General features: G+C 73.2%; 17 protein-coding genes, 1 tRNA gene and 1 pseudogene. 14 read left to right on the top strand and 5 right to left on the bottom strand.

Translation table 11 applies throughout. The features are described from left to right. Positions 1-4: 4 nt before the first annotated feature. Positions 5-1,183 carry a Glu/Leu/Phe/Val dehydrogenase dimerization domain-containing protein gene (locus ACIBBH_RS09805; protein ID WP_399403725.1) on the bottom strand — a complete coding sequence of 393 codons (1,179 nt, stop codon included), beginning with the start codon at positions 1,181-1,183 and terminating at the stop codon, positions 5-7. A gap of 141 nt (positions 1,184-1,324) precedes the next feature. Here ACIBBH_RS09805 and ACIBBH_RS09800 point away from each other — a divergent pair, with 141 nt between their 5' ends. The 12 genes from ACIBBH_RS09800 (at position 1,325) to ACIBBH_RS09745 (ending at position 12,371) form a co-directional block, all read left to right on the top strand. Beyond that, on the top strand, positions 1,325-2,584 hold the full coding sequence (locus tag ACIBBH_RS09800; protein ID WP_399403724.1) for an MBL fold metallo-hydrolase: 1,260 nt from the start codon (positions 1,325-1,327) through the stop codon (positions 2,582-2,584). Positions 2,585-2,960: 376 nt separating this feature from the next. After that, on the top strand, positions 2,961-5,300 hold the full coding sequence (locus tag ACIBBH_RS09795; RefSeq protein ID WP_399403723.1) for an ATP-binding protein: 2,340 nt from the start codon (positions 2,961-2,963) through the stop codon (positions 5,298-5,300). Between the two features lie 80 nt (positions 5,301-5,380). After that, complete coding sequence (locus tag ACIBBH_RS09790) at positions 5,381-5,815, top strand: roadblock/LC7 domain-containing protein (protein WP_399403722.1); 435 nt, start codon at positions 5,381-5,383, stop codon at positions 5,813-5,815. 2 nt (positions 5,816-5,817) lie between these two features. After that, positions 5,818-6,189, top strand: a complete 372-nt coding sequence (locus ACIBBH_RS09785; protein WP_399403721.1) for a DUF742 domain-containing protein — start codon at positions 5,818-5,820, stop codon at positions 6,187-6,189. Next, positions 6,167-6,766, top strand: a complete 600-nt coding sequence (locus ACIBBH_RS09780; protein WP_399403720.1) for a GTP-binding protein — start codon at positions 6,167-6,169, stop codon at positions 6,764-6,766. The genes ACIBBH_RS09785 and ACIBBH_RS09780 overlap by 23 nt, the downstream gene beginning before the upstream one ends. A gap of 61 nt (positions 6,767-6,827) precedes the next feature. Continuing rightward, on the top strand, positions 6,828-7,403 hold the full coding sequence (locus ACIBBH_RS09775; protein WP_399403719.1) for a GAF domain-containing protein: 576 nt from the start codon (positions 6,828-6,830) through the stop codon (positions 7,401-7,403). A gap of 171 nt (positions 7,404-7,574) precedes the next feature. After that, positions 7,575-8,603 carry an L-threonine 3-dehydrogenase gene (gene tdh, locus ACIBBH_RS09770; RefSeq protein ID WP_399403718.1) on the top strand — a complete coding sequence of 343 codons (1,029 nt, stop codon included), beginning with the start codon at positions 7,575-7,577 and terminating at the stop codon, positions 8,601-8,603. A gap of 59 nt (positions 8,604-8,662) precedes the next feature. After that, the gene (locus ACIBBH_RS09765; RefSeq protein WP_399403717.1) at positions 8,663-9,856 is read left to right on the top strand and encodes a glycine C-acetyltransferase; all 1,194 of its coding nucleotides are present in this window, start codon (positions 8,663-8,665) and stop codon (positions 9,854-9,856) included. A gap of 46 nt (positions 9,857-9,902) precedes the next feature. Continuing rightward, complete coding sequence (locus tag ACIBBH_RS09760; RefSeq protein ID WP_399403716.1) at positions 9,903-10,805, top strand: LysR family transcriptional regulator; 903 nt, start codon at positions 9,903-9,905, stop codon at positions 10,803-10,805. 52 nt (positions 10,806-10,857) lie between these two features. Then, on the top strand, positions 10,858-11,451 hold the full coding sequence (locus tag ACIBBH_RS09755; protein WP_399403715.1) for a helix-turn-helix domain-containing protein: 594 nt from the start codon (positions 10,858-10,860) through the stop codon (positions 11,449-11,451). Further along, on the top strand, positions 11,448-11,975 hold the full coding sequence (locus ACIBBH_RS09750) for a GNAT family N-acetyltransferase (protein ID WP_399403714.1): 528 nt from the start codon (positions 11,448-11,450) through the stop codon (positions 11,973-11,975). The genes ACIBBH_RS09755 and ACIBBH_RS09750 overlap by 4 nt, the downstream gene beginning before the upstream one ends. A 30-nt stretch (positions 11,976-12,005) precedes the next feature. Continuing rightward, positions 12,006-12,371, top strand: coding sequence for an MmcQ/YjbR family DNA-binding protein (locus tag ACIBBH_RS09745; protein WP_399403713.1), 366 nt, complete (start codon positions 12,006-12,008; stop codon positions 12,369-12,371). Positions 12,372-12,378: 7 nt separating this feature from the next. Here the strand turns inward: ACIBBH_RS09745 and ACIBBH_RS09740 are convergent, their stop codons facing one another. Then, positions 12,379-13,299 (bottom strand): transketolase family protein, encoded by a 921-nt coding sequence (locus tag ACIBBH_RS09740; RefSeq protein ID WP_399403712.1) that lies wholly within the window; start codon positions 13,297-13,299, stop codon positions 12,379-12,381. Positions 13,300-13,335: 36 nt separating this feature from the next. After that, entirely contained in the window at positions 13,336-14,019 is a 684-nt protein-coding gene (locus ACIBBH_RS09735; RefSeq protein ID WP_399403711.1) for a transketolase, read from the bottom strand. 137 nt (positions 14,020-14,156) lie between these two features. Here ACIBBH_RS09735 and ACIBBH_RS09730 point away from each other — a divergent pair. Further along, a tRNA-Pro gene (locus ACIBBH_RS09730) sits at positions 14,157-14,230 on the top strand. Positions 14,231-14,601: 371 nt separating this feature from the next. Here ACIBBH_RS09730 and ACIBBH_RS09725 read toward each other — a convergent pair. After that, positions 14,602-15,093, bottom strand: a pseudogene (locus tag ACIBBH_RS09725) (phospholipase); the annotation flags it as partial. Between the two features lie 261 nt (positions 15,094-15,354). On the opposite strand from ACIBBH_RS09725, the gene ACIBBH_RS09720 reads away from it, so the two are divergent. Further along, positions 15,355-17,181 carry an ABC transporter ATP-binding protein gene (locus tag ACIBBH_RS09720; RefSeq protein WP_399403710.1) on the top strand — a complete coding sequence of 609 codons (1,827 nt, stop codon included), beginning with the start codon at positions 15,355-15,357 and terminating at the stop codon, positions 17,179-17,181. A 15-nt stretch (positions 17,182-17,196) separates the two neighbouring features. On the opposite strand, the gene ACIBBH_RS09715 is transcribed toward ACIBBH_RS09720, so the two are convergent. Next, positions 17,197-17,724, bottom strand: a complete 528-nt coding sequence (locus ACIBBH_RS09715) for an NUDIX hydrolase family protein (protein ID WP_399404027.1) — start codon at positions 17,722-17,724, stop codon at positions 17,197-17,199. Positions 17,725-17,743 lie beyond the last annotated feature (19 nt).

The following is a 17,743-nucleotide window of genomic DNA, read 5'->3' as shown; positions in this document are numbered from 1 at the left end:
ACGGTCACCGGTACCAGCCGAAACGCTCCGCGATCACCGGCAGCCGGTCGGCCGCGAGGGCGTGCGCGGCGGCCCGCGGAGTCGTTCCGTCGGCCTCCGCGCGCGCGAGCATCACCTCGACCAGGGCGCGCATCGAGCGCCGGGTGCAGGCGAACGCCTCCGCCGCGTCCGGGCCGATGTCCCCGAAGAGCGTCCACCACCACCAGGCGTTCGTCCCGGAGTTGACCACCACGTCCGGCAGCACGGTCACCCCGCGCGCGGACAGCGCTTCCTCCGCCGCCGGGAGGACCGGCATGTTGGCCGCCTCGACGATCCAGCGGGCGGTGACGCGGTCCTGGTTCGCGGTGTCGATCGCGTACGACACCGCAGCGGGCACCACCACCTCCGCCCGGGCGGACAACCAGGCCTCGCCCGGCAGTTCGCGGTCGGCGGGGCGCAGCACGGCCCGGTCCACGGTGCCGTACGCGTCCCGCGCGGCGAGCAGCGCATCGACGTCGAGACCGGCCGCGTTGGCGATCGTGCCCTTGATGTCGGCGACGGCCACGATACGCAGTCCCGCGCGCGCGAGGAAGCGGGCCGTGGCCCCGCCCATGGTGCCCAGCCCCTGCACCGCCACCCGCGTCCCCGCATGCGCCACCCCGGCCCGGTCCAGGGCCGTGAGCACCGACTCGGCCACCCCGCAGCCGCCGACCAGTTCGTCCAGGCCGATGCCGTCCACCTCCAGGGCGAAGGCGTCCGCGAGCCGCCGCCGGGCCGCGGCCTCGTCGTCGAGCAGCGGGTACACGGCCTGGACGGACGACTCCAGCCCCGCCTCGGCGGCGGCCCGGTCGACCAGGTCCTGGGTGAGCCCGAGGTCCTCACCGGTGGTCCAGCAGCTCTCGACGTACGGCCGCATGGCCCGCAGGTAGCGCACCAGCAGCCCGTACGCCTCCGGGGCCTGCGGATCGCAGTCGATGCCGCCCTTGGCGCCGCCCAGAGGTACGTACCGGCCGTCGGGGTCGTAGTGCAGCGCCTCCTTCATGGTCATGCCACGGGCAAGGCCGGTCACCTCCTCGAGCGTGCAGCCGGGCCGCATCCGCAGACCGCCGCCGGCCACGCCCCGCACCAGCCGGTCGACGACCAGGAATCCCCGGCGGCCGGTGACGTGGTCCGTCCAGACCGACGACATCAGAGGGGGTGTCATAGCCGGCAGTACCCGGGCTCCGGGCCGACCGGACCAAGGCCCACGGAAGCGTCCCGTCCGCGTCCCGTCACCCCGCCGACCCCGGGCTGTCGTAGCGGCCGACCATAATGGGTGGCCTCGCCGACTCCCCCTGGAGGTACCGTGACCGGTTCGGGTTCTCTGAGCTCCGGGCTCCGCGCGCTGCGGCCCGCGGCCTTCGGCGCGGATCCCGGCGGTGAGCGCATGGCGCGCATCCGCAGATCGCCCCACTTCAAGGACGGCGTCTTCCAGAACCCCGGAGGCACCGCCCGGACCCGGCCCTCCGGTTCCACGCTGGACTTCGCGAAGGTGTTCTTCGACCGGGAGACACGGCCCCGGCGCTCCCCCCACGGCACGGTCCCGGTGCACGCCACCACCCTGGCCGACCTCGCCCGGCCGCCCGCCACCGGGCTGCGGCTGACCTGGATGGGCCACTCCAGCGTGCTCGCGGAGATCGACGGGCAGCGCGTGCTGTTCGACCCCGTCTGGGGCGAGCGCTGCTCCCCGTTCCCCTTCGCCGGCCCCAAGCGGCTGCACCCGGTGCCGCTGCCCCTGGCCGCGCTCGGCCCGGTCGACGTGGTGGTCATCTCGCACGACCACTACGACCACCTGGACATGCCCACCATCAAAGCGCTGGCCGGCACGGACACCCTCTTCGCCGTGCCGCTGGGCGTGGGGGCCCACCTCGAACAGTGGGGCGTGTCCGAGGGCCGGCTGCGCGAGCTGGACTGGCACGAGGCGACCAAGGTCGGCGGCCTCACCCTGACCGCCGCCCCGGCCCGTCACTTCTGCGGCCGCGGACTGCGCAACACCCAGCACACCCTGTGGGCCTCCTGGGCCGTCGCGGGCGCGGAGCACCGGATCTACCACAGCGGTGACACCGGCTACTTCGAGGGCTTCAAGGACATCGGCGCCGACCACGGCCCGTTCGACGCCACGATGATCCAGGTCGGGGCTTTCAGTGAATTCTGGCCCGACATACACATGACGCCCGAGGAGGGCATGCGCGCCCACCTCGACCTCCAGGGCGGCCGGCCCTCCGGCGTGCTGCTGCCGATCCACTGGGCCACCTTCAACCTGGCACCCCACGCCTGGTCCGACCCCGGCGAGGGCACCCTCGCGGCCGCCCGCGCGGCCGACGCCCACATCGCCCTTCCCCGCCCCGGCGAGCCGTTCGAACCCACCGCCGAGACCGTCCCGTCCCAGCCGTGGTGGCGCGGTGTGGCGCACGCGCCGGCGGGCGGCTGGCCGCAGGCCGTCACGGAGGCGGCGGTCAGGACGGCGGCCGGCTCGGCGGCCAGGGCCCAGGCCGGCACGGCCGGTGACGTTCCCGCCGGCACGGCCGAGGACGAAGGGGACCCGGAGACCGTTCCGGCGGGCTGAGCGCAGGCGGACGACGGCCGGGCGACGAGCGGTCGGTGAGGGCCGGGGAGTCAGGGGACTCCCCGGCCCTCACCGTCCTTTCGTGACCAAATCCGACCAGGTCGGATCGATAATCTCCGCCTCGGTTCCGTGGATCCGTCAGGGTTATCGGTCTGTCGTACGACGCCTCATACCAGAGCGGGACCCTCTCCGGGGGACTTTGTCAACTGCCCACCGCACATGATGCTCAGGCGACTACTGTGAGTGTCCGTCGGACGACGCAGGGCCGGATTTCGTCGGTTGTCGCGCCCGGCACCGCGATGGCGCATGCCCGCCTCGCGCACGACGCGCGGGGAACCAGGCCCGACGGACCAGTACGAGGACCACGAGGACACCGATGTCTCACCTCCGTGCACCGGCCGCTCGCGCCGACCGCCGTGAGGGCGGCCGGCACGGGCGGCCGGTCGCCCGCCCCGTTCCCGCACTGCCCGAGACCCGCATACGGCCACAGCTCATGCGCCTCGCGGTGCTGCCGCCCGTCGCGGTCGCCCTCAGCGCCAGCGCGGCCGTCCTGGTCACCGTCAGGTCCGCCGGAGTGCGCCCCGGCCCCACCCTGTGGGCCGTGCTCGCCGGATCGGTCTCGGTGACGGTCGCCGGCATCCTGATCGCCGCCGTCGCCGCCGACCGGGCCGCCCGCTCGGTGAGCGACCGCGTCGGAGCCCTGCGCCGCAGCGCCGCGCGCGGCGAAGCCGACCTGCGCGCCCTCGTCGAGGCCCTGCGGCGCGGCGAGAACCCGCCCCCGCGGGGGCCGCGCGGCGGGCCTGCGCAGGACGCCGACGACCTCGAACTGCTCGCCGCCGACCTGGCCCGCGCGCACGACGGCGCCGTCACCGCCGTCGTCCAGGCCGCCCAGCTCTCCAGCCAGGCGGGCAGCGAACAGAAGCTCGAGGTCTTCGTCAACCTCGCCCGACGGCTGCAGTCCCTGGTGCACCGGGAGATCTCGATCCTCGACGAGCTGGAGAACGAGATCGAGGATCCCGACCTGCTCAAGGGCCTCTTCCACGTCGACCACCTCGCCACCCGCATCCGGCGGCACGCCGAGAACCTCGCCGTGCTCGGCGGCGCCGTCTCCCGGCGGCAGTGGAGCAACCCGGTCTCCATGACCGAGGTACTGCGCTCCGCCATCGCCGAGGTCGAGCAGTACTCCCGGGTCCGGCTGGTCCCGCCCGTCGACGGCCGGCTGCGCGGGCACGCCGTCGCCGACGTCATCCACCTGCTGGCCGAACTCGTCGAGAACGCCACACTGTTCTCCGCCCCGCACACCCCGGTGCTGCTCCGCGCCAACCTCGTCACCTCCGGGCTGGCCGTCGAGGTCGAGGACCGCGGGCTCGGCATGCCGGTCGACGAGCAGGCCAGGATGAACGCCCTGCTCGCCGACCCTGACCAGGTCAACGTCGCCAGCCTGCTGGCGGACGGCCGTATCGGCCTGTTCGTGGTCTCGCAGCTCGCCCGGCGGCACGGCATCACCGTCCGGCTGCAGACGAACATCTACGGGGGCGTGCAGGCCGTCCTGGTCGTGCCGCAGGGGCTGCTGGGGCCGCCGCCGGACGCCTCCGGCGCCCCGGCGGCACCGACACCGCCGCACGGCACGGCGCGCGTGGGGCAGGTACCGCCGACGCCGACGCCGACGCCGGCACCGGGGCAGCGGGCACCGGCCGTGAGTCCCGGCGGGCAGGGGAGGGCGCTCGGTGCCGCTCACGGGGCCGGTACGGCGACAGGCGGGCCCGGTACGACGACAGGCGGGCCCGGCACGGGGGCGGGGGCCCCGGCCGACTCCCGGCCGCAGTTCCGGACGGAGCCCCGGGACGACACCCCGGCCGGTGCTCCGGGCGGGAGCCGGCCGGTCCCGCGGAGCGGATCCCCGGCAGGTCAGCGACCCGGTCCGCAGGGCATCGCCGCGGAGCCACCCGCAGGCAGGCGCCGGCACGCGCAGCAGGAGACCGTCCGGGCGGCTGCCCCCGCGCACGACGGCGGACCGCCGCCTCTGCCGGTGCGCGGCGCCCACGCGGCGCGGCCCACACCCACGGAGGCCACGCCCGGCATCCGGCCCGACGAACGACGGACGGTCGCGGACGACACGGCCGCGGCCCCCGCTCCGCGCGGCGGCGGCACGGTGCGCGGCACCATGGGCAAGCCCCAGCTGCCCCGGCGCCGCGCCCAGGAGCACATCGCGCCCCAGCTGCGGGGCGGCCCGGCACCACGCCAGGACAACGACACCCTCGTCGGCCACGACCCCGGCCTGATGGCGGCCTTCCAACGGGGAGTCGGCCTGGCCGAGGCGCAGCAGCACCTGGAGTCGGCCCAGATGGAGCCACCGCACGCGGGCTCCGCACACATGGGGCCGGCAGACATGGGCTCGGCAGACATGGGCGCGGGGCAAGCGGGCTCGGCACACGTGGAGTCGGCCCATGTGCGGTCGGCACAGCCGGAGACACGCCGTAGGGAGCCGCTCCCCACGGAGCCGTCCCCCACGGAGCCGCCCCCCACGGAACCGACCCGCACGGCGCCCACCCAGGAACCGCCCGACAAGGAGCCGTTCCCCATGGACGCGGCCCCCGTCAACGCCCAGGCCTTGCGCCCCGCCCACAGGGACGCACCCCCCATGACCGAGGCGCACCCGCACGCGCCCGGAGCCGATCCCACCGTCCGGCCGGATGGGAGCGCACCGGCCGGATGACCTCCCTCCTCAGCCCCGTTCCCACCACCCCCACCCCCAGCGCTCCCGCAGACCTTCGTACCCCAAGGAGTCGATCCACCATGGCGAGCGATGCGCCGACCGCCCAGGTATCCGACCTCGACTGGCTGATGAGCGGCCTCGTCCAGCGCGTACCGCACACCACCAGCGCGGTTCTCCTGTCCTGCGACGGGCTCGTGAAGTCCGTGCACGGCCTCGACCCCGACAGCGCCGACCACATGGCCGCGCTCGCCTCCGGCCTGTACTCGCTCGGCCGCAGCGCGGGCGTCCGGTTCGGCGACGGCGGAGACGTCCGGCAGGTCGTCGTCGAACTCGACTCGACCCTGCTGTTCGTCACCACCGCCGGCTCCGGCACCTGCCTCGCCGTGCTGGCAGGCCGCGAGGCCGACGCGGCCGTCCTCGGCTACGAGATGGCCATGCTGGTCAAGAGCGTCCGCCCCTACCTGGTGACCGCACCCCGCCAGCACAGCGTCGAACCGACGGCGACGAGGCCTTGAGCGTGGCCGCGGCCGGCGACGGGCCCTGGCTGGACGACGCGGCCGGACGGCTGGTGCGCCCCTTCACGGTCAGCAACGGCCGCACCCGGCCCACCATCGCCCTCGACCTGATGTCGCAGGTGATGGCCACCGGAGCCACCCCCCTCGGCTACGTCGGCCCCGAGCACGGCCAGGCGCTCGAGCTGTGCCGGGCGCCCGTCGCGGTCGCCGAGATCGCCGCGCATCTGAAGCTGCCGGCGGTGGTCACCAAGGTGCTGCTCTCCGACCTCGTCGACTGCGGGGCGCTCACCACCAAGCCCCCCGTGTTCCACCACAACCCCACTGACCGGTCTCTTCTGGAGGCAGTGCTCGATGGACTACGACGACAGCTCTGACCCGTTCCCCACCGCGCTGAAGATCCTGGTGGCAGGCGGGTTCGGGGTGGGCAAGACGACCTTCGTGGGCGCGGTGAGCGAGATCGCGCCGCTCAGCACGGAGGAGCTGCTCACCACGGTCAGCGCCGCCACCGACAACCTCGACGGCATCGAGAACAAGGTCGAGACCACGGTGGCCATGGACTTCGGCCGCCTCACTCTCGACCCGCAGCACGTGCTGTACCTGTTCGGCACGCCCGGTCAGGAGCGGTTCTGGTTCATGTGGGACGAGCTGTCCGAGGGCGCGCTCGGCGCCGTCATCCTGGCCGACACCCGCCGCCTGGAGGACTGCTTCGCGGCCGTCGACTTCTTCGAGGAGCGCGGCCTCGGGTTCATCGTCGCCGTCAACGAGTTCGACGGGTCCTACCGCTACGACCCCGAGGAGGTGCGCGCCGCCATCGACCTCGATCCGGAGATCCCGGTCGTCCGCTGCGACGCCCGCATCTCCTCCTCCAGCGTCCAGACCCTGCTCACCCTCGTACGCCACCTCATCGCCCACGCCCCGGCGCCCGCGCCGAGCCACGGCGCCCACATGTGATCACCGCACACCGCCCACGGAGCCTGTGTATGAGCTATGCCCACAGCGACGGAGCCCGGCCATGACCTATGACCCGCCGCGGCCGGTCAGGGGTCTGCTGCTGACACCCGAGGACAAGGAGGCCCCCGCCCGCACCCTGCGCCTGCACCGGCTCGGCCTGGGTGAGCGTCCCGAACCCGCCCTCGACGCCTTCGCGGACCACCTCGCCGAGCTCGCGGGCACGCCGTACGCCATGGTCAACTTCATCGGCGAGGAACGGCAGTTCTTCGCGGGCCTGCGCACGCCGGTCACCGGGCCGTTCGCGAAGGCCGACGGCACACGCCCCGAGGTAGGCCGCCGGCTGCCGCGCGACCACGGGTTCTGCGCCCATGTGGTGGTCCGGCACAAGGCGCTGGTCCTGGAGGACGTCCGCGACTACCCGCGGTTCGCCTGCAACCCGGTCGTCGACGAGTACGGCATCCGCTCCTACCTGGGCGCCCCGCTCATCGACAGTATGGGGATGGTGCTGGGCACGGTGTGCGTCGCCGACGTGGCCCCGAGGCCGTGGGGGAGAACCGGCCTGGAGACCATCAAGGCGCGGGCCGCGGAACTGGCCGTACGACTCGAGCGGCGCGGGGACGACGGATTCCTGCTGTGACGGGGCCGAGATCACCGGCGTGAAGCGGAGCTGTGGCGCCGCTTAAGAAATCCTCGATGGACCGGGGCCGCCGCCGTACGGCAGATTGCTGGGCGAATCCACTCCTCTCCCCGGACGCGGGCACCCTTCGGCCTGCCCGTGCGCCGGGACACACCCTCAGGAGCCGTAGCGTTGAAGGCGCTGGTCAAGGAGAAGGCGGAGCCCGGGCTGTGGCTCGCGGACGTGCCCGAGCCCGCCGTCGGACCCGGTGACGTGCTGATCAAGGTCCAGCGGACCGGGATCTGCGGCACCGACCTGCACATCCGGTCCTGGGACGGCTGGGCACGGCAGGCGATCCGCACTCCCCTCGTGGTCGGGCACGAGTTCGTCGGCCAGGTCGTGGAGACCGGCCGGGACGTCACCGACATCCGGATCGGCGACCGGGTCAGCGGCGAGGGCCACCTGGTGTGCGGCAAGTGCCGCAACTGCCTGGCCGGGCGCCGCCATCTGTGCCGGGCCACAGTCGGCCTCGGCGTCGGCCGCGACGGCGCGTTCGCCGAGTACGTCACCCTGCCCGCCGCCAACGTGTGGGTGCACCGCGTCCCCGTCGACCTCGACGTCGCCGCGATCTTCGACCCGTTCGGCAACGCCGTCCACACCGCGCTGTCCTTCCCGCTGGTCGGCGAGGACGTCCTGATCACCGGCGCCGGCCCGATCGGCCTGATGGCCGCGGCGGTGGCCCGGCACGCGGGCGCCCGGAACGTGGTGATCACCGACGTCAGCGAGGAGCGGCTCGACCTCGCCCGCAAGACCGGCGCGACACTCGCCCTGAACGTCTCCGACGCCACCATCGCCGACGGCCAGCGGGAGCTCGGCCTGCGCGAGGGCTTCGACATCGGCCTGGAGATGTCCGGCCGCCCCGCCGCCCTGCGGGACATGATCGCCAACATGACGCACGGCGGCCGGATCGCCATGCTGGGCCTGCCGGCGCAGGAGTTCCCCGTCGACTGGGCCCGGATCGTCACCAAGATGATCACCATCAAGGGCATCTACGGCCGGGAGATGTTCGAGACCTGGTACGCCATGTCGGTGCTGCTGGAGGGCGGCCTCGACCTCGCGCCCGTGATCACCGGCCGCTACGACTACCGGGACTTCGAGGCGGCGTTCGCCGACGCGGCGAGCGGCCGCGGCGGCAAGGTCATCCTCGACTGGACTGCGTGAGTCCCCGCAGAGCGGCTGAGCAACTCCCTTTCCGCGCAAGCACCTTCAGGAGCTTTCCGATGTTCGACTCCGTGCGCGACGACCTGCGCGCCACCCTCGACGAGATCCGCGCCGCCGGCCTGCACAAGCCCGAGCGCGTGATCGGCACCCCGCAGTCCGCGACCGTCCACGTCACCGCGGGCGGCCGCCCCGGCGAGGTCCTCAACTTCTGCGCCAACAACTACCTCGGCCTCGCCGACCACCCCGAGGTCGTCGCCGCCGCGCACGCGGCCCTGGACCGCTGGGGGTACGGCATGGCGTCCGTGCGCTTCATCTGCGGTACGCAGGAGGTGCACAAGGAGCTGGAGGCGCGGTTGTCCGCGTTCCTCGGCCAGGAGGACACGATCCTGTACTCCTCCTGCTTCGACGCCAACGGAGGAGTCTTCGAGACCCTCCTCGGCGAGCAGGACGCGGTGATCTCCGACGCCCTCAACCACGCGTCGATCATCGACGGCATCCGCCTGTCCAAGGCCCGCCGCTTCCGCTACGCCAACCGCGACCTGGCCGACCTGGAGGCGAAGCTCAAGGAGGCGTCGGGCGCCCGGCGCCGGCTGATCGTCACCGACGGCGTCTTCTCCATGGACGGCTACGTCGCCCCCCTCGCCGAGATCTGCGATCTCGCCGACCGCCACGACGCGATGGTCATGGTCGACGACTCACACGCGGTCGGCTTCGTCGGCCCGACCGGCCGCGGCACGCCCGAGCTGCACGGCGTCATGGACCGCGTCGACATCATCACCGGGACCCTCGGCAAGGCGCTCGGCGGCGCCTCCGGCGGCTACGTCGCCGCCCGCGCCGAGATCGTCGCCCTGCTGCGCCAGCGCTCCCGCCCGTACCTCTTCTCCAACACCCTCGCCCCGGTGATCGCCGCGGCCTCACTGAAGGTGCTCGACCTGCTGGAGTCGGCGGACGACCTGCGCGTGCGGCTCTCGGAGAACACCGCGTTGTTCCGCCGCCGGATGACCGAGGAGGGCTTCGACGTCCTCCCCGGTGACCACGCCATCGCGCCGGTGATGATCGGCGACGCGGCACGGGCGGGCCGCATGGCGGAGCTGCTGCTGGAACGCGGCGTGTACGTGATCGGGTTCTCCTACCCGGTCGTCCCGCAGGGCCAGGCCCGCATCCGGGTCCAGCTGTCCGCCGCGCACTCCACGGACGACGTCGACCGCGCGGTGGACGCCTTCGTGGCGGCGCGGGCGGAACTGGACGCGTGAGGGCTCCGGGCCCGGTCGGCCCGGGCATATTGCGATAATCGGAGTCATGATCGAGGCGCGGCGGCTCCACATCCTCCGTGCGGTGGCCGACCACCGTACGGTCACCGCGGCTGCCGCCGCGCTCTACCTCACGCCCTCCGCCGTCTCCCAGCAGCTGGCGGCCCTGGAGCAGGAGACGGGCCACCGGCTGGTCGAGCGGAGCGCCAAGGGGGTACGGCTGACCCCGGCCGGCGAGATCCTGCTCGGCCACACCAACGCGGTCCTCGCCCAGCTGGAGCGGGCCGAGGCGGAACTCGCCGCGTACGGGTCGGGCGAGGCCGGCACCGTCACGGTGGCCGCCTTCGCGACCGGCATCGCCGAGGTCGTGGCGCCGGCCGTGGCCCGCCTCGCCGCGTCCGCGCCCGGCATCCGCATCCGCGTCCAGGACGCCGAGGGCGACGCCAGCCTGCCGATGGTCCTCGACCGGCAGGTGGACGTGGCCGTCGCCGTCGAGTACCGCGGGGCCCCGTCCGCCGACGATCCCCGGCTGACCCACGTCCCGCTGTACGCGGAGCCCTTCGACGCGGTCGTCCCGGTCACCCACCGCCTGGCCGAGAGCGCCGAGGTGCCCCTCGCCGACCTGGCCAAGGACCCGTGGATCGGCCCGTACCCCGGCAACCCCTGCCATGACGTGGTCGTCCTGGCCTGCGAGAACGCCGGATTCCAGCCCCGCCTGGAACACTCCTCCGACGACTTCCGCGCGGTCGTCGCGCTGGCCGCGGCCGACGTCGGCGTGGCCCTCGTCCCGCGCTCGGCGCTGCGCGGCATGGACCTGACGGGCGTGGTCGTCCGCCCCGTCGACGGCGTGGCCCCCACCCGCCGCGTCTTCGCGGCCGTACGCCGGGGAGCCGAGGGGCATCCCTTGATCCGCCCGGTACTGGACGCGCTGGGCGAGGCGGCGCGGGCGTAGACGAGAGCATTCGGTCATACGGTCGTATCATATCTGGGATAAGCTCCCAGATATGAGAAGCGAAGAGCCGGCCGCGCCGTCCCGGGACGTGGATCCCGTCGACACCCGACTCGCCGCCCGCCTCGCCGAGCTGCGGGCCGAACGGGGCTGGTCGCTGGACGAGTTGGCGGAACGCAGCGGAGTGAGCCGGTCCACCCTGTCGCGGGCCGAGCGCGCCCGGACCAGCCCCACGGCGGCCCTCCTCAACCGGCTGTGCCACGTCTACGGCCGGACCATGTCCCAGCTGCTGAGCGAGGTCGAGGCGGAGCCCGCGCCGCTGGTGCGGGCCGCCGACCAGCCGGTGTGGGAGGACCGCGCCTCGGGCTTCGTACGGCGCTCGGTGTCCCCGCCGCACACCGGGCTGCGCGGCGAACTCGTCGAGGGACGGCTCGCGGCGGGCGCCGACATCGCCTACGACCGGCCGCCCGTGCCCGGCCTCGAACAGCACATCTGGATTCTCGACGGGGCGCTGGCGGTGACCGCGTCGGACGTCGAGCACCGGCTGGCCGCCGGAGACTGCCTGCGGCTGCGGGTGTGGGGGCCGACGCGGTTCCGCTGCCCGGGACCGGGCGGGGCGCGCTACGTCCTGGCGGTGGTGCGACCATGAGGGCGGTCCGCTGGGACGCCGGCCGACTGCGGGCGGGCGCGGGGGAGCTGGGCGAGCTGCTGACCGACATCGTGGCCGGTGGGGCGTCGGTCGGGTTCCTGGCGCCGCTCGACCGGGCGGAGGCCGTCGCCTGGTGGGAGGGACGGGCCGCCGCCGTGGCCGCCGGGCAGTTCGCCGTGTGGGTGGCGCGGGACGCGGGCCGGGTGGTCGGCACGGTCGGCCTGGCCTTTCCCGACAAGCCCAACAGCCGGCACCGCGCCGAACTCGTCAAGCTGATGGTCCACCCGGACGGCCGGGGACGGGGCCTCGGCCGCGCGCTGCTGACCACCGCGGAGGAGGCCGCCGCCGCGGCCGGGATCACCCTGCTGCACCTGGACACCGAGACCGGCAGCCCCGCCGAGCGCCTCTACCGCACGGCCGGCTGGACCCGGGCCGGCGTCATCCCCGACTACGCGGCGAGCCCCGCCGGAGTACTGCGCCCGACGACCCTCTACTACAAGCACCTGGCGGCCGCGACCAGGTGACTGTCAGTGGGAGAGGTTACGGTGCCGAGCATGCCGGATGCCGAAGACGTACGCCGTATCGCCCTGTCCCTGCCGGACACGACCGAGAAGACCGCCTGGAGCATGCCCACCTTCCGGGTGGCCGGGAAGATGTTCGCCACACTGCCCGAGGACGAGACCTCCCTCGCCGTCCGCTGCCCCAAGGAGGAGCGCGACGAACTGGTGCTGGCCGAGCCGGGCAAGTTCTGGATCGCCGGCCACGAGGCCCAGTTCGCCTGGGTCCGGGCCAGACTCTCCGCCCTGGAGGACGAGGCCGAACTGCGCGACATCCTCACCGACTCCTGGCGCCAGGCGGCTCCGCCCCGGCTGCTGGAGGCGTACCCGGAGTTGGGGCGGCCGGGCGGCGCACAGCCATGAGGCCGTCTCACCCGCGTGCCGCCGCCACCCCGCCCCCGACGAAGCCGCCGATCCGCGCCCGCAGGCTCCCCGCGTCCAGCCCGTGGGCGGCGACGTGCTCCTCGACGGTCCCGTACCGGCGCAGTTCGCGGCGGCCGACGCCGAGTCCCAGCACCCGGTGGGGCAGGTCGGACAGCGCCTCGTCGACGGCGGCCGTCGAGGTCCCGGCGAGGTACGGCTCGACGAGGACGACGTCCGTGCCCGCGGTCGCCGTGGCGCGGCGCAGCGCGGGGGCGTCGAAGGGCCGTACGGTCGTCGCGTACAGGACGGTGACGTCCAGGCCCTCGGTGGCGGCGAGCACGGCGTCCAGTGTCGGACCGACGGCCACCACCACGCCGGAGCGGCCCTCGCGGACGGTGACGAACCGCTGCCCGTCGACGGCGAGCGCCCCCCGGTTGGCCTGCACCGACAGCCGCACGTAGACCTTGTCGTCGCCGGCTGCGACCGCGTGCCTCAGCAGCGTCTCCGCCTCGTCCGGGTGACCGGGGACGTGCACGGTCCAGCCGTCCAGGGTGTCGAGCAGCGCCACGTCACCGGGCGCCATGTGGGTGTATCCGCCGGCGGGCCAGTCGAAGGAGGCCGCCGCGCTCACCAGCACCGCCCCGGTGTCCTGGTGCCCGAGATCCAGCTTCACCTGTTCGAACGGCCGCTCGATGAGGAAGCTGGCAAAGGTGTGCACGACCGGTCGCAGGCCGGTGAGCGCCAGCCCGGCCGCGGCCCCGATCAGGAGCTGTTCACGGATGCCGACGTTGATCACCCGGTCCGGATGCCGGCGCCGCGCCTCGGCGAAGCCGTCCTTGCCGATCTCGGCGAGTACGACCGCGACCCGCGGATCCTCGTCCAGCAGCCGCGAGACGACGGGGGCGAAACGGTCACGCATGGTGTCCATGGAAATAAGGCCCTTCTGGCGGAAGAACAGAGAACTTCAGGCGTCCTTGGGTTCGACGCGGGCCACGACCACGTGCGGGCGGCCCGGGTGCGGCGCGGTGAAGGCGGCGTACAGCGCCTCGTGATCCCGCCCGTCGACGGTCACGGCCGACCAGCCGGCCGTCTCGAAGCGCGCGGCGATGCCGCCGGGCCGGGCGTGGCTGGCGGAGGAGTTGTCCACGACGACCGTGTGCAGCCGCTCCAGACCCGCGGGCCCGGCGAAGGCGATCGCCTCGTGGTTGCTGCCCTCGTCCAGCTCGGCGTCCCCGATCAGCACCCACACCCGCGGCTCGTCGAGCCCCTGGGTGCGCAGCCCCAGCGCCGTCCCCACGCCGATCGGCAGCCCGTGCCCCAGCGACCCGCTGCCGATCTCGGCGCCGGGCACCAGCACCCGGTCGGGGTGGTGCCCGAGCGGCGAGTCGTAGGAGCCGAAACCCGGCAGCCACTCCACCGGTACGAAGCCCTTCGCGGCCAGCACGGCGTAGTACGCCATCGGCCCGTGCCCCTTGCTCAGCAGGAACCGGTCCCGGGCCGGATCCCCCGTCCGCTCCGGCCCCACCCGCAGCACCCGGTCGTAGAGCACCCACAACACGTCCAGCGTCGAGGTCGCCGCCGGGCCGTGCTTCTCGTCGCCGGTCATCAGACTCATCAGTTCGGGCAGGTCCGCGTAGGTGATCGTCATGCGGACGATCCTGCAACCTCAACCAAACTTGAGGTCAAGACGCCGGCCCCGGACAAACGAGCACGCGACCACCGACCCGAGTGCGGTATGGTTTCCCTGCGCGTTCGGCCGGGGGAAACCCCAGGTCAGGCGGGCACCGGGACGTGGCGCAGCTTGGTAGCGCACTTGACTGGGGGTCAAGGGGTCGCAGGTTCAAATCCTGTCGTCCCGACGGTGCGAAGGGTCTTCGCAGGCGAGAGCCTGGGAAGACCCTTCTTCGCGTGGGGCGCTTCCGCCTTCGAGGCTGATCGTGCCGATCATCGGCGGCGCGACGGGTTTTATGCCCGCGAGAGGGCCCGACCGCATGCTCGGCATCGTGCTGGGCGGCATCCCGGCCTGACACCACCGCGCCCCCGACGCGGGGTCGGGGACGCGGTGTGGAACGTCGGCGTCGGGCTGTGACCCCGGGCAGGGCGCCCTCCTCGCTGCCCTAGGCGCCATGGGCAAGGTCGGTCGCAGGCGCTTCCGGTCAGGGCGAAGGGCAGGCGCCGCCGCCCGTGCTGCCAGGGGCCTGCTGTGATGACTGCGCGGGGCGGGCGCCGGTCACTGTCCTGGTGTGAGGATGTACGTGTTGAGAGCGTCGGTCGCGGTGGTCGGGGAGCCCAGGTCGTAGCGGTCCACCGCTGGGCAGTTGGGCTTCTTGCGGGCGGCGGGGGTGCAGAAGTTCCGTGCGCGGCCCAGGAGTTTGCCGTTGTCGGTCCCGGCCGTGGAGCTGACCGTGTAGTCGCGGAAGTGGTTCATCACGAACAGCGGGTGGAAGGCGGCCGAGTCGGCCGTGAGGGGTCTGCCGGTGCCCCAGCGGCTGTAGCAGGACCAGTCGGAGTCGCCGATGCCGCCGCCCATGGACCAGTGGTTCTCGACGGTCCACTCGCGCTGGTACATCACCCCGAAGGTGTCGCGCGTCGTCCAGCCGTTGGCGGTGTCGCTTGCACGCGTCCGGTCGCTGAAGACCAGCAACTGCGCGCCACGGGCCGCGAGGTCCGCCATGGTGGGCCGGCCCCTGGTCGCCACGCCCTCCCGGTCCGGACAGTACAGCTCTTGAGGGTTCGTCAGCCACTGCTCGGCACACGCTGATCACGTGGCAACCCGGCAACTGGCTCTCCGCCATGCTGGAGCGCGAGGCCGCCGTGGGCCCCGGGAGCACGCCGGCGCTCCGCGGAGCGTGACGCAGGGGCCATGGTCCGCAGCGGGCCGATGTGGGGCAGCGGACTCACCACGCGAGGATCAACCGCCCGGCACGGTCTGGGCGGAAAACGCTTGGACCGCGCGGTCGCCGTTGCGGGACACTGCCGTGGGATGGGATCGCATGAATCGCGCGAGGCCCCGCCGGGCACGGGCCCGGTGCTCCTCGCCCTTCGCTGTTACGGACGAGAGCTGGCCCGGCTCCGATGGCTGACGGTGCCCGCGATGCTGCTGCCGGCGCTGGGCAACATCGGGATCAACTACATCGCGCCGCTGGTCGTCGCCAAGCTCGTCGGCCGCATCGCCGGCGACGCCGGTGTCACCGCCGGCTCGACGCTGCCGTACGTCATCGGCTTCGCCGGTGTCCTGCTGCTCGCGGAGACGCTGTGGCGCATCGGCCTGCACTGCCTCAACCGCGTCGACGCCCTCGGCATCGAGCACCTGTACGTGATCGGCATGGACGAGCTGTTCGCCAAGGACGCCGCGTTCTTCCACGACAACTTCGCCGGGTCGCTGACCAAGCGGGTCCTGAGCTTCGCCGCCCGCTTCGAGGAGTTCGTCGACACGCTGACGTTCCAGGTCGTGGGCAGCCTCGTGCCGCTGGTGTTCGGGTCGGTGGTGCTGTGGCGCTACGACCCACTGCTCGTCGTCGGACTGCTGGTGATGATCGCACTGACGGCGCTGTGCGTGGTGCCCCTCATCCGTCGCCGCCAGGCGCTCGTCGGCCAGCGTGAGGAGGCGATCGCCCGGGTGTCGGGGCACGTCGCCGACAGCCTGATGAACATGGACACGGTCCGGGCGTTCGCCGCCGAGGAACGCGAGGCCGCCGAACACCGCTCCCGCGTCGCGGCCTCACGGCGGCTCACCCTGCGGTCGTGGGACTACGGCAACCTGCGCATCGACACCCTGGTCGCGCCGCTGTCCGTGCTGACCAACGCGCTGGGCCTGCTGCTCGCGGTCGCGCTCGGCGGCGGTGAGCACGGCGTGGAGGCGGTCGTGGTCGCCTTCACGTACTACACCAACGCGACGCGGATCATGTTCGAGTTCAACCAGATATACCGCCGCCTGGAGAGCTCGATGACGGAGGCCGCGCAGTTCACCGAACTGCTGCTGACTCCGCCGACCGTGCTCGACCCGGCGTCGCCGGAGCCGCTGCTGCCCAAAGCCGCCGACGTCCGCTTCGAGCGGGTGACCTTCACCCACGGGGGCGCGGAGCCGCTCTTCGAGGGCCTCGACCTGGTGGTGCCCAGCGGCGCGAAGATCGGTCTCGTCGGCCGGTCCGGCGGCGGCAAGACCACGCTCACCCGGCTGCTGTTGCGTATGACGGACATCGACGCCGGCCGGATCCTCATCGGCGGACAGGACATCAGCAGGCTGCGCCAGGCCGACCTGCGCGGCCTGATCTCCTACGTGCCGCAGGACCCGGCGATGTTCCACCGCACCCTGCGGGAGAACATCGCGTTCGCCCGGCCGGACGCCACCGACGCCGAGATCCGCCGCGCGGCCGAGGCGGCGCACGTCACGGAGTTCGCCGACGCGCTGCCGGACGGCTTCGACACCATGGTGGGCGAGCGCGGCGTCAAGCTGTCCGGCGGACAGCGCCAGCGGGTCGCCCTGGCCCGGGCCATCCTGCGCGACGCGCCGATCCTGCTGCTCGACGAGGCGACCAGCGCCCTGGACTCCGAGAGCGAGATCCTCGTCCAGGAGGCGCTGTGGCGGCTCATGGCGGGGCGGACGGCGCTCGTGGTGGCGCACCGGCTGAGCACGGTCGCCGGCATGGACCGGCTCGTCGTCCTGGACCGCGGCCGGATCGTCGAGCAGGGCACGCACCAGGAACTGCTCGCCTCGGACGGTGCCTACGCAAGGCTGTGGCAGCACCAGTCGGGCGGCTTCCTCGACGACAGCCGCGCGCACGCCGAACTGCGGGCCTTACCGGACTGACGGCGGGGCGCCGCTTCAGGCCACGTGCCCCACGTGGGCCAGCGCCTGCTTCAGCAGCACCCCGTGCCCGCCCGGCATCTCGCTCTGCAGGGCCGGGGACGCGGCCTCCTGCGGGCTGAACCACACCAGGTCCAGCGCGTCCTGCCGGGGACGGCAGTCACCGGCCACCGGGACGATGTAGGCGAGGGACACCGCGTGCTGGCGCGGGTCGTGGTACGGGGTGATGCCCGCGGTGGGGAAGTACTCGGCGACCGTGAACGGCTGCAGGGAGGCGGGCACGCGGGGCAGCGCCACCGGGCCGAGGTCCTTCTCCAGATGGCGCAGCAGGGCGTCGCGGACCCGCTCGTGGTGCAGGACACGGCCGGAGACCAGGGTCCGGCTGACCGTTCCGTCCGGCCCCATGCGGAGCAGCAGTCCGATGCTGGTGACTTCGCCGCTGTCGTCGACGCGCACCGGCACGGCATCGACGTACAGGATCGGCATGCGGGCGCGCGCCATCTCCAGCTCGTCGGGAGTCAGCCAGCCGGGCGTGGTTTCGGTCATGTCAGACATTGCTTGATCA

Source organism: Streptomyces sp. NPDC051636, assembly GCF_044453765.1.
GTDB lineage: Bacteria > Actinomycetota > Actinomycetes > Streptomycetales > Streptomycetaceae > Streptomyces.
Note: the sequence above shows the minus strand (reverse complement) of the source record. Positions and strands in the feature narration are given on the sequence as shown.

What these genes read in the sequence shown, in the direction of transcription:
- ACIBBH_RS09790 (WP_399403722.1), top strand. Translation starts at nt 5,381, where the DNA reads ATGGCGAGCGATGCGCCGACCGCCCAGGTATCCGACCTCGACTGGCTG.
- ACIBBH_RS09715 (WP_399404027.1), bottom strand. Translation starts at nt 17,724, where the DNA reads ATGACCGAAACCACGCCCGGCTGGCTGACTCCCGACGAGCTGGAGATG.
- ACIBBH_RS09750 (WP_399403714.1), top strand. Translation starts at nt 11,448, where the DNA reads ATGAGGGCGGTCCGCTGGGACGCCGGCCGACTGCGGGCGGGCGCGGGG.
- ACIBBH_RS09755 (WP_399403715.1), top strand. Translation starts at nt 10,858, where the DNA reads ATGAGAAGCGAAGAGCCGGCCGCGCCGTCCCGGGACGTGGATCCCGTC.
- ACIBBH_RS09735 (WP_399403711.1), bottom strand. Translation starts at nt 14,019, where the DNA reads ATGACGATCACCTACGCGGACCTGCCCGAACTGATGAGTCTGATGACC.
- ACIBBH_RS09745 (WP_399403713.1), top strand. Translation starts at nt 12,006, where the DNA reads ATGCCGGATGCCGAAGACGTACGCCGTATCGCCCTGTCCCTGCCGGAC.
- ACIBBH_RS09795 (WP_399403723.1), top strand. Translation starts at nt 2,961, where the DNA reads ATGTCTCACCTCCGTGCACCGGCCGCTCGCGCCGACCGCCGTGAGGGC.
- ACIBBH_RS09775 (WP_399403719.1), top strand. Translation starts at nt 6,828, where the DNA reads ATGACCTATGACCCGCCGCGGCCGGTCAGGGGTCTGCTGCTGACACCC.
- ACIBBH_RS09740 (WP_399403712.1), bottom strand. Translation starts at nt 13,299, where the DNA reads ATGGACACCATGCGTGACCGTTTCGCCCCCGTCGTCTCGCGGCTGCTG.
- ACIBBH_RS09805 (WP_399403725.1), bottom strand. Translation starts at nt 1,183, where the DNA reads ATGACACCCCCTCTGATGTCGTCGGTCTGGACGGACCACGTCACCGGC.
- ACIBBH_RS09760 (WP_399403716.1), top strand. Translation starts at nt 9,903, where the DNA reads ATGATCGAGGCGCGGCGGCTCCACATCCTCCGTGCGGTGGCCGACCAC.
- ACIBBH_RS09780 (WP_399403720.1), top strand. Translation starts at nt 6,167, where the DNA reads ATGGACTACGACGACAGCTCTGACCCGTTCCCCACCGCGCTGAAGATC.
- ACIBBH_RS09765 (WP_399403717.1), top strand. Translation starts at nt 8,663, where the DNA reads ATGTTCGACTCCGTGCGCGACGACCTGCGCGCCACCCTCGACGAGATC.
- ACIBBH_RS09720 (WP_399403710.1), top strand. Translation starts at nt 15,355, where the DNA reads ATGGGATCGCATGAATCGCGCGAGGCCCCGCCGGGCACGGGCCCGGTG.